The following is a 15,370-nucleotide window of genomic DNA, read 5'->3' as shown; positions in this document are numbered from 1 at the left end:
TATCTCCTGCGCCTATTGCGCTTCATGTAGGGCGGTAAATGTGCCGCTGTGGAAAACTAAAGGCTTACCCGTTTCACTACCAATACGGCGCACATGCCCCACCATCAATAAGTGATCGCCAATATGATCCTGCTTGTGGTTTTCACACACTAACGTCACGATCGCGCCGTGTAAGGCGGGGATCCCTTCTGGCGTGATGTGCACGGCGACATCTTCGAATTTATTTTCAACTCGAGGGTTAGCAAAACGCATCGCCAACTCTTGGTGATCTTTGCCTAAGATATTGATCGTGAAATGTTGGCAATCACGAAATACCGCGAGGTTGGGTGAATGATTCACTAAGCTCCACAGTACCAAAGGCGGATCTAACGACAGTGATGCGAATGAATTGATGGTCAATCCAACGTCACGTCCATCAGGGGTGCGAGTGGTCACAACCGCTACCCCTGTGGGGTAGCAGCCTAGTAAATTGCGTAAGGTTTTCGATTCAAACTCGGTATGACCCCATTCGCTGTCGCACATAAGCGTGTCCTCTGCAATCATCGACATACTGATTTCTCCTACGAAGCGCGAACTTCTTCTTGCATCAGCGATTGAATATACGCATCGCAGGCATGGGCATCGTGCCACCATGGTGCAAGAACCGGTGGATAGTTAAAGGCATTCGCGATGGTGTGCGCTAAGGTTGGCAGCTGTTGCGCTGCGCCTAATGCATTAAGAACATGTGGCTGTGGCGGTGCTAATAGAGCGTTAGTCCACTCCACAACATGGCGACCGTATTTCCAGAATTGTTCAAATGTCTCATTCATCCATTCCGCGGTATACGGCTTGTCGCCACGGGCTAAAATGGCGTCGTAATAGACTTTGCTGGCTTTCGTGGCGTTATTCGATCCTTGCCCAGTGAGTGGATCGTTGGTGACTAATGCATCCCCTAAACCGAAGACAATTTTGCCTGATGGTAAAGTGAGAACTGGCTTACGGACTGTTGGGGCAAAGCGCCCTGCCAAAATGCCGTTTTCGTCTGTTAACTCCACATGGCGGCAGCGCTCTGCTTCCCACGGTAAATAGGTATCGATGATTTTTTTGCTGTAGGCCAAATGCTCTTGTGGCGTACGCGCTTCTCCCCATTGATCCATCGGCCCACCTGGCACACCTTCAAAAACCATGATGTGGCAGTCGCCGCTGTTGGTAAGGGATGGGAACACAAAATATTCCCCCACACCCGGTATTAGGTTGAAGGAGACTTGTGAAAACTCAGGGGTTGGCAGCATGCCGTGAACGTACGTGAGCGCTAACGCACGCTGAGGTTTATCATACGGAGAACGAATAGGGTCACGTTCTAGCAGCTTAACAATTTCCCCTTTTCCTCCCGCTAAAATCACTAAATCGTGAGTTTCAGCGAGTTTTTCTAACTCGGCGACGCCCACATCTTCAATCATCAAGTTGCCACCGCGAGCGGCAAATAACTCCAGCCAGTAAGGCATTTTGATACGCTGGTCAACGGCTTGAGCGTAATTATCGATACGTGAGCGCCAGCTAATGGCTTTTTCACCCGCCTTTTCAGGATGCGGGACAGTAAAACCAATACCTTCTACTGGCGGACATTTGTCTTCCCAGAAGTTGATCCCTAAATCGCGCTCAAATTGCAGCGAAATATCGAACATACATTGGCTAGACATTACACGGCCATTTTTCACATCATCTGGGGTACGGTTGGTGGCAACCGTCACGTCATAACCTTTGTCCAGCAGCCCTAATGCCAATGGCATACCCGCCTGACCACCACCTACGATTGCAATACGACGCATAGTGAATTCCTCGATAAAATTAAAATCAGGGTGTCTTATTCAGCAAGACGGGGAATGGCGGGTTTCGCCTGTTCAGGTCCCATGGCGGAGTATCCACCATCGACCGCGTAATCTGCGCCAGTGACAAAACTCGCCAGCTCAGACAGTAGGAATGCCACAACTTGAGCCACCTCTTCAGGGTCGCCAACACGTTGTAAAAGATGATAATCCGCCGCGACGCGGTCGGTTTTTTGGCGGTCGCCGCCGGTTAATTCGTCCATCACCCGAGACCATGTCCAACCGGGGGAAACAGAATTGACGCGAATACCGTCGGGGGCATAATCCATCGCTTGGCTACGCGTCACTTCTAGCATGGCGGCTTTCGATGCGGGATAGAGCCAGCGACCTGTTTGCGCCACCGAAGAGGAGATACTGGTGAAGTTTACAATTGCCCCTTTACCTGCTTTGGCTAAATGGGGCTTGGCAAATTGCGCAGCCATCACGGCGCTCACCACGTTGATATTTAATGCCGTTAGCCAGTCTTGACGTGAAGAGGCTTGGCCGTCATCCAGATAGGTTGCGGCCAAATTAACCAAAAAATCGAGTTGACCATATTTTTGCGCAACGCGATCAATGCCTTGCTTTAATTGTTGGTCATCGGTGATATCCACGGGCAGAAAGTCAATATTGGGCTCCGATTGCGCCACATTTTCCCCATTGGTTTTGTCGATATCAAAAATGGTGACTTTGACCCCATAGGAACATAAGATTTTTGCCACGGTTGCGCCGATTTTGGTTGCACCACCCGTCACGATGGCAATTTTGTTGTTCAGACCTTTCATCACTGTGCCCTCTTTGCTCTCATTCGTTCACAAAAAATTAACATGACGAATCATTACGCAAAAAAGGCAAAAATCGGTAGCCCATATGCGCAAAGATTATCCACACAGCGCGGCTATTTAGTTAATAACATGATGATAATAATGGATAAATAGCCACATTTTGCAGTGGCTATCCAGATAGTGAAAAGTGTGATTTAAGGACGTTCGAGGATTTGGGCGCCGGAGCCTTGGTTGCCTAAGATATCTTCAGGGTTGCGCAAAGGGCAATCTTTGAGAGACAAACAACCACAACCAATACAGTGATCCAACTCATTGCGCAATCGAGTTAACTGCTTGATTCGTCTATCTAATGAACTTTTCCACTCCGTTGACATCCCTTTCCATTCTTCCGCCGTCAATTTGCTGTTTGCCGGAAACTGGCCAAGTGCATCTTGGATCTCTTTGAGGGGAATACCGGTACTTTGTGCCACTTTGATAATGGCAATGTAGCGTAAAACCACCGGTGGAAAACGCCGCTGATTTCCTTGTGTTCGGGTACTTTGAATCAGCCCTTTCGCTTCATAAAAATGCACTGTAGAGACCGGAACGCCTGCACGTTTCGCCACTTCCCCTACCGTCAGGGCCCGTGAAAAATCTACCTTTTCAGCGGCAATTTCCCGCGTTTTTATCGTATTCATGGTTTTGCCCACCATTTTTGCTCACCCCCTATTGACCTCAACTTAACTTAAGGTTTTATAGTGCCAGCCTCTTTAATTGTCAATTTAAGATGCCAATGATAATGAATAAAAAAACGCTAACGTTGCTATGTGCAGGGCTTCTTTCCGTAGGTGGCGGAGCCGCCATTTACTCGACTTACGCCAGCTCAGACGATAAGCCACAAGCGGCTTATCAGTATCCCCCCGTGAAAGTGGCACTTGCCCCCGTCACCTTGGCTAATGCTCCGCGCACTTTTTACGGTGTGGGGGAATTAGAAGCGGGTAGTCAGGTGTTTGTCGCCGCAGAAACCAGTGGGCGCATCACCAAAATTGGGTTTGAATCCGGTCAACAGGTCAAAAAAGGGCAATTACTGGTGCAGCTCAATGACGCAGTGGAACGTGCGGATTTAGCTCGCTACCAAGCACAATACCGTAATGCCGCCCGCCTATATGACAGAACCCGTTCTCTGTCTGCGCAACATTTAGTGGCAGAAGCGCAGGTGGATAGCACCCGTGCCGAGCGCGATATGGCGCAGGGGCTGATTCAGCAAACCCAAGCATTGATTGCGCAAAAAGCCATTCATGCCCCATTCGATGGCACCATTGGTATTCGCCAAGTCCATGAAGGGCAATATCTTAGCCCCGGCGAAGCGATAGCCAGCCTTGTGGATACCCAAACCTTAAAACTGAATTTCTCTCTGGATGAACAGGCATCCCCTGAGTTGCATCAAGGGCAAGTGGTGGACATCACTGTCGATGCTTACCCCGAAACACCATTTCCTGCCAAAGTGACGGCGATTGATCCATTGATTGGTAAGTCTCGAACGATTGCGTTGCAAGCCACTCTGGATAACAGCAATGGGAAGTTAAAAGCGGGAATGTACGCCAATGTCACGGTCGTGCGACAAGCCAACAATGCGGTACTGACCATTCCTGAAACCGCAGTCACTTACACCGCTTACGGGGATACAGTGTTTATCGCCGAAGGTACCGGTGATGCAATGACGGTAAAACGCGTTTCCGTGAAAACGGGGCAGCGTTTTGATGGCAATATTGAAATTGAGCACGGACTTGCGGAGGGCGACCAGGTGGTCAGTTCTGGGCAGCTACGTCTGAACAATGGCTCTGCCATTACCCCTGTCGCTCAAAATACATTATCTGAAACCCCGCAAGGCTCATAAGGACGAACGATGAAATTTACGGACTTGTTTGTGCGCCGACCGGTATTAGCGTTAGTGGTCAGTGCCTTAATTGTGTTGATGGGGCTGTTTGCGCTAAGCAAATTACCCATTCGCCAATACCCTCAGTTAGAAAGCTCGACAATTACTATTACCACCCAATATCCGGGCGCCTCGGCAAAATTAATGCAGGGATTTGTGACTCAGCCGATTGCCCAAGCGGTCTCTTCCGTTGAAGGAGTTGATTACTTATCGTCATCCTCTGTTCAAGGCAGTAGCCTTGTGACGGTACGCATGGAGCTAAACCGCGATTCCACCCAAGCTCTCACCCAAGTGATGGCAAAGGTCAACCAAGTGCGTTATAAGCTGCCAAAAGAGGCCTATGACCCTGTGATTGAGCTCTCTTCTGGGGAGTCTACTGCCGTCGCTTATATTGGTTTTTCCAGTACCGAACTGTCGATTCCCGCACTGACCGATTATCTTTCCCGCGTGGTGGAACCGATGTATTCCGCCATTGATGGCGTGGCGAAAGTGCAAGTATTTGGCGGGCAACAACTGGCGATGCGTTTATGGTTGGATGCGGATAAACTCGCTGGTCGCGGCATTTCAGCGGCTGAAGTCGCCCAAGCGGTACGCCAAAATAACTATCAAGCGGCTCCCGGTAAAGTGAAGGGAGAGTTTGTCATTTCCAACGTGTATGTGAATACTGATTTAACCAATGTGGATGAATTTCGCGATTTGGTGATCCGCAATGATGGTAACGGATTGGTGCGCTTAAAGGATGTGGGCACCATTGAGCTGGGGGCCGCATCCACAGAAACCAGCGGTTTGATGAATGGGGAACCTGCCATTTACTTAGGTTTGTTTGCCACCCCAACTGGTAACCCGCTGGTGATTGTAGATGGCATGAATAAGTTAATGCCAGATATCATCAAAACCCTACCGCCAGGGGTAAAAGTAGAAATGGCCTTTGAAACTTCACGGTTTATTAAAGCCTCCATCGACCAAGTGATTCATACCCTCGTTGAAGCTCTGCTAATTGTTATCGCCGTGATTTATCTCTGCCTTGGCTCGATTCGCAGCGTAATTATTCCTATCCTTGCCATCCCGCTGTCCATGTTGGGTGCGGCGGCATTGATGATGGCGTTCGGCTTTAGTATTAACTTGCTAACCTTACTGGCGATGGTGCTGGCGATTGGGTTGGTGGTGGATGATGCCATTGTGGTGGTGGAAAACGTGCATCGCCATATTGAAGAAGGGAAATCCCCTGTATTGGCAGCCTTGATCGGCGCCCGAGAGGTAGCAGGTCCCGTTATCGCGATGACTATTACCCTCGCCGCAGTGTATGCGCCGATTGGCTTAATGTCTGGATTAACAGGGGCATTGTTTAAAGAGTTTGCGCTCACGTTGGCGGGCGCGGTGATTGTATCTGGCATCGTGGCGTTAACCCTCTCCCCTGTCATGAGTTCGTTTATGTTGAACTCGAAACAGAATGAAGGGCGTATGGCGCGAATGGCAGAAACCTTCTTCGAGACCCTTGCCCATTACTATACAGCGGTACTGAATTTCTCATTGAAGAACCGCTGGATCACCGGAATTTTGGCTGTTGGTGTCGTGATCAGCCTGCCGATGTTGTATCAATCCGCACCGCGAGAGCTGGCACCAGTTGAAGACCAATCTAGCGTCTTAACCGCGATTAAGTCTCCGCAACATGCCAACCTTGAGTATGTGGAGCGTTTCTCCCGTAAATTACACGATGTGTTTATGGAGCTGCCCGAAACCGAAAGTACGTGGATTATTAACGGCACCGATGGCCCTTCCGCCAGCTTCGGGGGGACAAACTTAACGTCTTGGGAGCAACGAGAGCGCCCTGCATCGGTGATCCAATCGGATTTACAAAATCGCGTTGGCGATGTGGAAGGTAACAGTATCTTTGTATTTCAGTTACCTGCATTACCGGGTTCGACGGGCGGTTTGCCTATTCAGATGGTACTAAAAAGCCCGCAAGATTATCCGGTGCTATATCGCACCATGGAAGAGATCAAACAGCAAGCTCGTGAAAGCGGCCTGTTTATGGTGGTAGATAGCGACCTCGACTACAACAACCCTGTGGTTGAAGTTCGCATTAATCGTTCGAAAGCTAATAGTTTAGGCATTCGTATGCAGGATATTGGTGAGTCCCTAACGCTGCTGGTGGGTGAGAATTATATCAACCGCTTTGGCATGGATGGGCGCTCTTACGATGTGATCCCACAAAGCCTACGCAGCCAGCGACTGACGCCTGAAGCGTTATCCCGCCATTATGTTAAGTCCGAAGATGGCAGCATGATCCCGCTGTCGACGGTGGTGGATATTTCAACACAAGTAGAGCCGAATAAACTGTCTCAGTTTAATCAGCAAAATGCCGCTATTTTCCAAGCGATCCCTGCACCGGGCGTTACCTTAGGGCAAGCGGTGGCGTATCTCGATGAGATAGCCAGCGAGCTGCCAGCCGGTTTTAGCCATGATTGGCAATCCGATTCACGCCAATATAAACAAGAAGGAAACACCCTCGCCTTCGCGTTTATGGCGGCGCTGATCATCATCTATTTAGTGCTCGCGGCTCAGTATGAAAGTTTAGTGGATCCGTTGATTATCTTAATTACCGTTCCGCTGTCTATCTGTGGTGCCTTGATCCCGCTGGCGCTGGGTTATGCCACCCTCAATATTTATACCCAAATTGGCTTAGTCACTTTAATCGGGCTTATCAGTAAACACGGGATCTTAATGGTGGAGTTCGCCAATGAGCTACAAGCTAACGAGGGGTTAGATAAACGCCATGCCATCTTAAAAGCAGCACAGATCCGTTTACGCCCAATTTTGATGACGACGGCAGCAATGGTTATTGGTTTAGTTCCCCTTCTGTTCGCAACTGGCGCCGGAGCAAATAGCCGCTTTGGGCTGGGTCTGGTGATTGTCACAGGCATGCTGGTGGGGACGCTATTTACCCTGTTTGTGTTGCCAACTATCTATTCCGTGCTCGCACGTAATCACAGCGCGACAGCGTTAACCCCAAGACGTTATGAGCTGGCTGAAGCTAACCGTTTAATTAAGCACTCTGAGGAGACGGCACCATGAATTTATCATCGTTAAACCATCTTTCGCTTGTTCCCGCTCGCAAGGAAAAGCGAACAGTTCACGACAGCAAATCAACGGATTTTTCGACCAATCCTATGAGCAACAGTGTGGCAATGATGATGATTTATCATCCTTATCCATCAAGGAACACGCACTCCGACGTCACGAACCGATGGCGTAAATAGTGTTCTTAGCCATGTTTTAATCAATAGAAAAAAGAGCCGCATACTTTCGTAGTGCGGCTCTTTTTCAATAGGTTCTCAAGAATAGATCATCAGGCTATTAATTTACTGACCTTCATAGAAAGCCATCACCAACTTACCTTCTTTAATAATGATTGGCGTACCCGGTAAAGCATCAATGACTTCATTTTGTGAAGCATCAACCACCACCGCGACGTTGCGGTTATTTTGACTCGCCAGCAAGCTTGGTAGCTGCTCTAAACGGTAAAAACGGTTTTCTGCATCAGGGTAATTCAATCCGTAGCCTAGCTCACCCGTTTGATACAACATGGTAATGTCATCGCGTTTTAGTACCCAAGCCAACGCAGTGCCTAATCCCACATTATTGGTTAAGAGTATCGCGCGGTTTTGTAGCTGATCTTGGTATTTAGTTAGCACGCCTTGCGGGGTGTTATTGCTCTCAATGTATTTAGGGATCACATGCCCAATACTGAGGCTGAGTACTAACGTACAGGCAGCGGCCAATGACCAGAATTTACGGTTAAATGACACCACACCCATCACAGCCCAAAATAGAAATGCCCCTGCGGCAATCCACATTTTGTAGCTTTCATCCCCTTGATATAAATTCATTTTAGGGAAGTAAGGTGAGGCAATAAATGCCCCTGCCGCCGCGACACCCAGCGTAATGTTTATCAGCGCATTCAGACGAATGGTAGCCACTTTATTCTGGGTTAAAATCTGCTGCAAATAAGATGCCATCAAAATCGCGATAGGTGCGATGCATGGCAGAATATAGGTGAGTAGCTTCCCTTTAGTGACACTAAAAAATAGGAAAGGTAGCACCGCCCACAATAAGAAATAAAGGTTCATGCCTCTCGCGCGGACTGCGTGTGCAAGGGATGAAAAGAGGTATCCGAGCCACGGAAGCACTGCCGCCAATAAAATCGGCATATAGAACCAGAACGGAGATTTGTTTTGTGCGTTATCCGCCATAAAACGCTGAATATGCTCAACCCAGAAAAAGTAGCTCCAGAAATCTGGCTCTAGGCTGGCAATCGTGAGCGCCCACGGTAAGCAAACTAACACAGCGACAAGAATCGAAATTAATGCGTACAGGCAGACGTCTTTGAGCTTTTTGAAGTAAATTGCGCTAACGGAACACACTAAAACAGGAAGCACTAAGACTAAAAAGCCTTTTGTCATGACCCCTAAGCCGCATGCCACGCCAATCAAAATATAGGCATACAATTTATGAGCGCGTTGTGTCGTGGTTATCCCCCATTGGAAAAAGAAGATAATCATCGTAATAAAGGCGGTCACAATTGGGTCAAGGATATTGTAAGTCCCAATGGTCAAAATCATAAACATGGAAAGATAAATAAGCACCGCATTAAACGCGAGGTCTTTATTTTTCCATGCCATCTTTGCGCTGAGATAAACAAATAACCCGCTGATCAGGGTGCTAAACACCACGCCTAATCGAACCGAGACATTGTTTTCACCAAATAACATTTGGAAGAAAGAACCGACCCAATAACCAAAAATCGGTTTTTCAAAATAGCGGATACCGAGCAGCTCAGGTACACTCCAATGGCTACTTAATATCAGCTCACGGCTGATTTCTGCATAGCGTAGCTCATCGGGCTGCCATAGCATTCGCCCATTGAGAGGAAGAAAATAGGTTATGAGTACAAAACCGAATAATAGGCACCACTTAAAGTAGGCAACTTTATTATTTGCCATCATCATTTAATCTCAACCATTATTGTCATAAATATTTAATAATTATTATGTTCGCCGAAGCTTCAGGCGCTTTTGATTAATCAAATCAGGGTTCTATTATCGTTAGTTCGACTAAACCCAGTATAAACCAATAAACATTTTCGTATTTCATACGCCCATATGAGATAAACAATCAATAAATGAATATTTTATTTCAACATTAAGATAACAGGATGAACTGCTTGTTAAGACTCGATTAAAAAACAATAGTTCAGCAATTTCCATTTATTTTTAACAGAATGAAAAATAAATTAAAAAACAGTGCTGATTACGAATAGTTATTAATTCTAGAAAGAAGAGTAAACCCCAATAGTTAATCACGCAGGAAACAATAAAGGCAGTTATTGCAATATATTCTTCACAATAACCACCTTTATTTATCGGTCGCTGCTTAACAAGATTTACTTAGCTGCATCCAAGGCTTGGATTAAGTCAGCAAGAATGTCATCGATATGCTCAATACCAATGGATAAACGGATCATATCGCGCGATACCCCTGCACGAGCTAGCTCCGCATCATTTAATTGACGATGGGTGGTAGATGCTGGATGGCACGCTAATGATTTTGCATCTCCAATATTGACCAAACGAACAATCAGGTTCAGTGCGTCAATAAAACGCGCACCGGCTTCCTGTCCGCCTTTGATCCCAAAAGACATGATACTGGCAGGTTTGCCTTGCATATATTTTTGCGCAAGTGCGTGCTCAGGGTTGCTTGGCAGACCCGCATATTTTACCCATGCCACTTGAGGATGGTTTTCAAGGAATTGAGCCACTTTCAATGCGTTTTCAGTATGGCGTTCCATTCTTAATGCGAGTGTTTCCAGACCTTGTAAGATCAAGAAGGCGTTAAATGGCGATAGTGCTGCTCCCGTCCCACGCAGCGGTGCTACGCGGCAACGGGCAATAAAAGCCGCCGCGCCGAAGTGCTCAGTATAACTGACGCCGTGATAGGCGATATCCGGCTCAACCAGCAGAGAAAAACGCTCTGCGTGCTCCGCCCACGGGAATTTACCTGAATCAATCACCATTCCGCCGATTGAGGTGCCGTGACCACCAATATATTTAGTTAACGAGTGCACCACGATGTCCGCACCGTGTTCAAATGGGCGACATAAATACGGGGTTGCTACGGTATTGTCGACAATCAGAGGTACGCCATGGCGATGCGCAACCTCTGCCAGCGCCACAAGGTCAACAATAAAGCCCGCAGGGTTAGAGATAGATTCACAGAAAACGGCTTTTGTTTTCTCATCAATCAGTGCTTCTAGTGCAGTTAAATCATCGTGTTCAGCAAAACGGGTTTCGATACCAAGGCGCGGCAGAGTATGCGCCAGTAAGTTATACGTACCGCCATACAGTTTTGCCACCGAAACAATGTTATCGCCGACTTGGGCAATAGTTTGAATTGCATAGGTGATAGCCGCCATACCCGAAGCCACCGCCAGCCCGGCAATACCGCCTTCAAGAGCAGCAACGCGCTTTTCTAGCACATCGTTGGTCGGGTTCATAATGCGGGTATAGATATTACCTGCAACTTTTAAGTCGAACAGATCCGCGCCGTGTTGTGTATCGTCAAATGCATAAGAGGTGGTTTGATAAATAGGCACCGCGACAGACTTGGTTGTAGGGTCTGGAGAATAGCCTGCGTGGATTGATAATGTTTCTAATTTCATTGCGTTATCCTTGTTATACCCGCACTGCCAATTGAATGGGTTCTTGTTTTTATTTCACGGTAATCCTTTCCAATATCCCCCAAGTAGATCCCTCACACAACCATCTAGACTTGAAATAATTTCATCTATAGTTATTCACAAAATAAATAAGCCCACTTTAGAAACAAAAAAACCCATATTGCCGAAGCAATATGGGTCAGACCATTGACAAAACCATCGGGTTTGGAAATGGTTCTTTTGGGTTGTAAAATTAACAAGAAAAATCAATTTATTGATTTTCGCCTGATAACACAAAGAGGGAAAAACCACGCTTTTATCCCTCTTTGTCATCAACCTTCCCATATTGCCGAAGCAATATGGGTCTCGGTACAACTGAATTTAATTACGCGAACGCGCCATAAATCACAGAGGTAATTGATGCTAAACCGCATAGCAGCGTAAAGATTTGCGCTGGCTTAGAGGTACTGAACGGCTTCATTGCAGGAACAATACGCATCGCCACAACGGGTAGGATGAACAGGATTGCCGCAATCATTGGGGCACCCATGGTTTCAATCATGCCTAAGATACTTGGGTTGATAATCGCGACGATCCACGTGGTGATCACGATGAACAGTAAAGAGATTAATTCAATTTTCTTCACTGAAACTGAAGAGCGTGATTTCACTAATCCAACCAGACCTTCGTGCGCACCTAAGAAGTGACCAAAGTAACTAGAAACGATAGCGGCGAATGCCACGATAGGCCCTAAGTAAGACAGGATTGGTGATGGGTTAATGTTCGCAATATGGGATAACACGCTGATGTTTTCTTTCTTCGCGATTTCTAACTCAGCTGGGCTCAGTGACAGTACTACAGAGAATACGAAGAACATCACGAAGCCAGTTAGCATAAACGCTGCACCGCCAGTGATCATGTCAGTTTTAATCACGGCTTGGTCACCAAATTGCTGACGTTGGTCTTTTGCAAATTGGCTGATGATTGGGCTGTGGTTAAAAGAGAATACGATGATAGGAATTGCCATCCAGACAACAATCGGCATTGCGCTCCAATCTGGTGCGACTTCTAACATCGACGTATTCCACTCAGGGATCAGGTACAGAGACAATGCTAATAAGATGAAGACTAATGGATAAACCATCATAGAAGTGAGTTTCAGCATTAAATCACGACCGAATACCACACCTGCGGTCATTGCTGCAATTAACACACCTGACAGTAACCAACGTGGCAGTGGGTCCATACCAATTTGGTTAATTAAGAATGAGTCTACGGTGTTGGTGATACCCACGCCGTAAATTAATACGATTGGATAAATCGCAAAGAAATAAGCAAAAGTGATGATATTCGCACCTGTTTTACCGAAATGTTCTTCCACAGTATCGGTGATATCAGCATCGTGTTTCTTAGCCGATAAAACAAAACGCGCTAACCCTTTATGAGCTAACCAAATCATTGGTGTTGCAATTAAAGCTAATACAACTAATGGCCAGAAACCACCCGCGCCAGCTTTAATTGGCAGAAAAAGAACCCCCGCACCAACGGCGGTACCAAAAAGAGATAATACCCAAGTGAAGTCTTTATACGTCCACTTACTGGCAGGTTTGTCTGTCGTGTTTACTGCGGTTTTTATTGTGCTCATACCGTCACTTCATCGTTTTAAAATGGATAAAAAAAGATGCGCGAATTTTGCATTAAATGCGTTAGAGCAACTAGCTTATTTTGATTAATCTTTCTGGCTTTTTGGTGTAGATCTCATATCTGAATCTAAAAAAATGACAATTTGTTAATAATCGCAAATAAATTTTTATCATTTGATTGAAAATACCCAAACACCACATCAAAAAAGCGTAGAGTTTTTTTCTTTTAAACCGAAGTATTAACCGAAATAAATATCGATAAAAAATGGCTAGAATAATTTCTAGCCATTTTGGATGGAGAAATACCTATTTTGTTACAAATAAACAGGCACTAAAATCTCGGTAGCAATCACAACAACGATAAGCCCAACTAATACGGGAACCGAGGTTCTTTTCACCACTTCAAACGGTGAAATCTTCGCCATCCCTGATACCGCAACTACCACCCCAGAAACCGGTGATAATGTACGACCTAAGTTAGATGCCTGTAACATTGGGATGACAAGGTAAGCTGGGTTGACGCCCATTTGCTTCGCTAAATGAGGGATCAATTCAACGAATGCGTAGAATGGTGCGTTACCAGAACCTGTCGTCATCGCCGCTAACATGGTGATCACCACCAGCGCAATCATCATCACAATCGCGCCTGAACCAAAGGATTGTGCTAAGTCTATCAAACCTTTAATAAAGCCGATGGTGCTTAGACCCTGCGCGAAGACGCCGGCTGCCACTAACAGCATCACGACGGTTGCAAACGCATCCGCCATGCCTCTATAGCAAACTTCTAATCCGCCATAGACATGTTTTGCACTGAAGCTACGAATAAATTCAATGATTGCAGCCATAATAATACAGCCAACAATAATGGTGACGATATGCAGTTCAGGTGCCCATTTACCATCAAACACTAATACACCGATGATTGGGGTAAACGGTAAAATCGCGTAGAAACCCGGTGCGTGGGTTTTGATTTCATTCACATCCAGCATTTCGGTTTTAACGTGCTCTTTTCTATCCAGAAAACGCTGCCAGAAGAAGTGAGCCACTGACATCGCAACAATTGCAGCGATGGAGATAGGCAGTGTGGTTTTGAATGCGAAATCAATCAGAGGCATTTCCGCTGCTTTCGCCGCTAAGATAACGTCTCCAGACGTTGGTGCCAGAATGATAGCGGCAGGTGACGCACAGATAGCCGCCGCTGCGCCACGGCTGATCCCGACGTTAACCATCACAGGGAACAGAGTTGCCATCAATAACACCCCTAAACCTGTTGCCGATGAAACTGCCAGTGACATCAAGCAAGCAACAATATACGCCGCAACCATCAATAAGTATGGGGAGTTGATCATTTTCAATGGCTTGGAGGCAATTTTAACCACCACGTCATTCGCACCAATGTGAGTCATATAAGACGCAAACCCACATAGCACCATGATCATCATACCGAGGTCACCACCTCGGCTCATTAATAAGAACTTGATGTATTCCAGAATATCAGTAACGCGCCATCCCGTTGCTTTCACTGATTCTGGTAAAATACTTTTACCCATTAACGCGGTAATAATCAGGAGTAAAATACCCCCCGTCATTAATACCCCTGTTGCAGAGTAACCCTTTATTATATAGCGCCCAACTCCAACGGCGACCAATACGCCTATTAAGAGCTCAATCATGTGTTTCTCCTGCCCGTCTCATTTTGTAATTATTGGAGGTACTCTGCCTAAAAAAAAAGCGAAATACACTGATAATGATCATAGTGGACAATATTTTTAATCTAGAAATAGATAAAAACACAAGTCAAAAAAATATTATTTTTTGACTAAGCAAAAGAAATGAAACTCAGGGGCGTTAATCATTTAAACTAAAGTCAAATAATAGTCATTTGAACGATATTAAATGGCGTGATTATTTACATAATGACAATCATAAATAATGTAGGATTAACTGCAAAAATTAGCGTGAAAATAACTCAAATATCATATCGCCAAAAAAACCACGGTATTGCAGATAACGAATTTGTTTGCCTTTCTCTTTAAAGTCAGTTGGGATTTCATCACCAAATTTTTTACTGCGCACCTCAGATGCCTTTTCAAACCAATCCACATCAAGCTCGGCAAAATGATGTTCGACTAATGTCTCGGCAAATCCTTTTTGGCGCATTTCTTGTTTGATCCGCAAAGGTCCATAACCTTTACGCGCATACCCCTGCAATAACAGCGACACCACGCGGTCATCATCCAGAAAATGCTGCTCACTCAGTTTGTCTAACACCCCTTCAATCAACTGCTCATCGATAATACCTTCATTTTTCTCATACATACGGCGCTTCATACGGGCAAATAACTCCGCTTTGCCATAATCGCGTCTGGAAAGTAAAAATAGGGCGTATTGGTACAGTTCAGGTTGGGTCATTGTCACATTTAGCTCATTAAAAAGGGCACTGAATTCAGTGCCCTCAGACCATAGAC

At 46.1% G+C, this 15,370-nt stretch carries 11 protein-coding genes; 2 read left to right on the top strand and 9 right to left on the bottom strand.

All coding sequences use genetic code 11. The features are described from left to right. Positions 1 to 12: 12 nt before the first annotated feature. From PR799_RS12860 to soxR, 4 genes are all read right to left on the bottom strand, one after another. Entirely contained in the window at positions 13 to 549 is a 537-nt protein-coding gene (locus PR799_RS12860; protein WP_230088591.1) for a flavin reductase family protein, read from the bottom strand. An 11-nt stretch (positions 550 to 560) separates the two neighbouring features. Then, positions 561 to 1,808, bottom strand: a complete 1,248-nt coding sequence (locus PR799_RS12855) for a styrene monooxygenase/indole monooxygenase family protein (protein WP_154627245.1) — start codon at positions 1,806 to 1,808, stop codon at positions 561 to 563. A 35-nt stretch (positions 1,809 to 1,843) separates the two neighbouring features. Further along, on the bottom strand, positions 1,844 to 2,629 hold the full coding sequence (locus tag PR799_RS12850; RefSeq protein ID WP_272522304.1) for an SDR family oxidoreductase: 786 nt from the start codon (positions 2,627 to 2,629) through the stop codon (positions 1,844 to 1,846). Positions 2,630 to 2,823: 194 nt separating this feature from the next. Further along, entirely contained in the window at positions 2,824 to 3,306 is a 483-nt protein-coding gene (gene soxR / locus PR799_RS12845; RefSeq protein ID WP_272522303.1) for a redox-sensitive transcriptional activator SoxR, read from the bottom strand. 101 nt (positions 3,307 to 3,407) lie between these two features. On the opposite strand from soxR, the gene PR799_RS12840 reads away from it, so the two are divergent. Together PR799_RS12840 and PR799_RS12835 are read left to right on the top strand one after the other, a co-directional pair. Continuing rightward, positions 3,408 to 4,505 (top strand): efflux RND transporter periplasmic adaptor subunit, encoded by a 1,098-nt coding sequence (locus PR799_RS12840; protein ID WP_211887883.1) that lies wholly within the window; start codon positions 3,408 to 3,410, stop codon positions 4,503 to 4,505. Positions 4,506 to 4,514: 9 nt separating this feature from the next. Then, the gene (locus tag PR799_RS12835) at positions 4,515 to 7,619 is read left to right on the top strand and encodes a MexW/MexI family multidrug efflux RND transporter permease subunit (RefSeq protein WP_272522301.1); all 3,105 of its coding nucleotides are present in this window, start codon (positions 4,515 to 4,517) and stop codon (positions 7,617 to 7,619) included. Between the two features lie 287 nt (positions 7,620 to 7,906). Here PR799_RS12835 and arnT read toward each other — a convergent pair whose 3' ends face one another. The 5 genes from arnT to PR799_RS12810 all read right to left on the bottom strand — a co-directional run bounded on the left by arnT (position 7,907) and on the right by PR799_RS12810 (position 15,314). Then, positions 7,907 to 9,553, bottom strand: a complete 1,647-nt coding sequence (gene arnT, locus PR799_RS12830) for a lipid IV(A) 4-amino-4-deoxy-L-arabinosyltransferase (RefSeq protein WP_272522300.1) — start codon at positions 9,551 to 9,553, stop codon at positions 7,907 to 7,909. A 434-nt stretch (positions 9,554 to 9,987) separates the two neighbouring features. Continuing rightward, the gene (locus PR799_RS12825) at positions 9,988 to 11,262 is read right to left on the bottom strand and encodes a bifunctional O-acetylhomoserine aminocarboxypropyltransferase/cysteine synthase (protein WP_272522299.1); all 1,275 of its coding nucleotides are present in this window, start codon (positions 11,260 to 11,262) and stop codon (positions 9,988 to 9,990) included. Positions 11,263 to 11,644: 382 nt separating this feature from the next. Next, complete coding sequence (locus PR799_RS12820; RefSeq protein WP_272522297.1) at positions 11,645 to 12,904, bottom strand: aromatic amino acid transport family protein; 1,260 nt, start codon at positions 12,902 to 12,904, stop codon at positions 11,645 to 11,647. Positions 12,905 to 13,216: 312 nt separating this feature from the next. After that, positions 13,217 to 14,575, bottom strand: coding sequence for an anaerobic C4-dicarboxylate transporter DcuC (gene dcuC, locus PR799_RS12815; protein WP_036955315.1), 1,359 nt, complete (start codon positions 14,573 to 14,575; stop codon positions 13,217 to 13,219). Between the two features lie 280 nt (positions 14,576 to 14,855). After that, positions 14,856 to 15,314, bottom strand: a complete 459-nt coding sequence (locus PR799_RS12810) for a regulatory protein RecX (RefSeq protein WP_272522377.1) — start codon at positions 15,312 to 15,314, stop codon at positions 14,856 to 14,858. Between the last annotated feature and the right edge of the window lie 56 nt (positions 15,315 to 15,370).

The sequence above is a fragment of the Providencia sp. PROV202 genome (assembly GCF_028479565.1).
GTDB lineage: Bacteria > Pseudomonadota > Gammaproteobacteria > Enterobacterales > Enterobacteriaceae > Providencia > Providencia zhijiangensis.
Note: the sequence above shows the minus strand (reverse complement) of the source record. Positions and strands in the feature narration are given on the sequence as shown.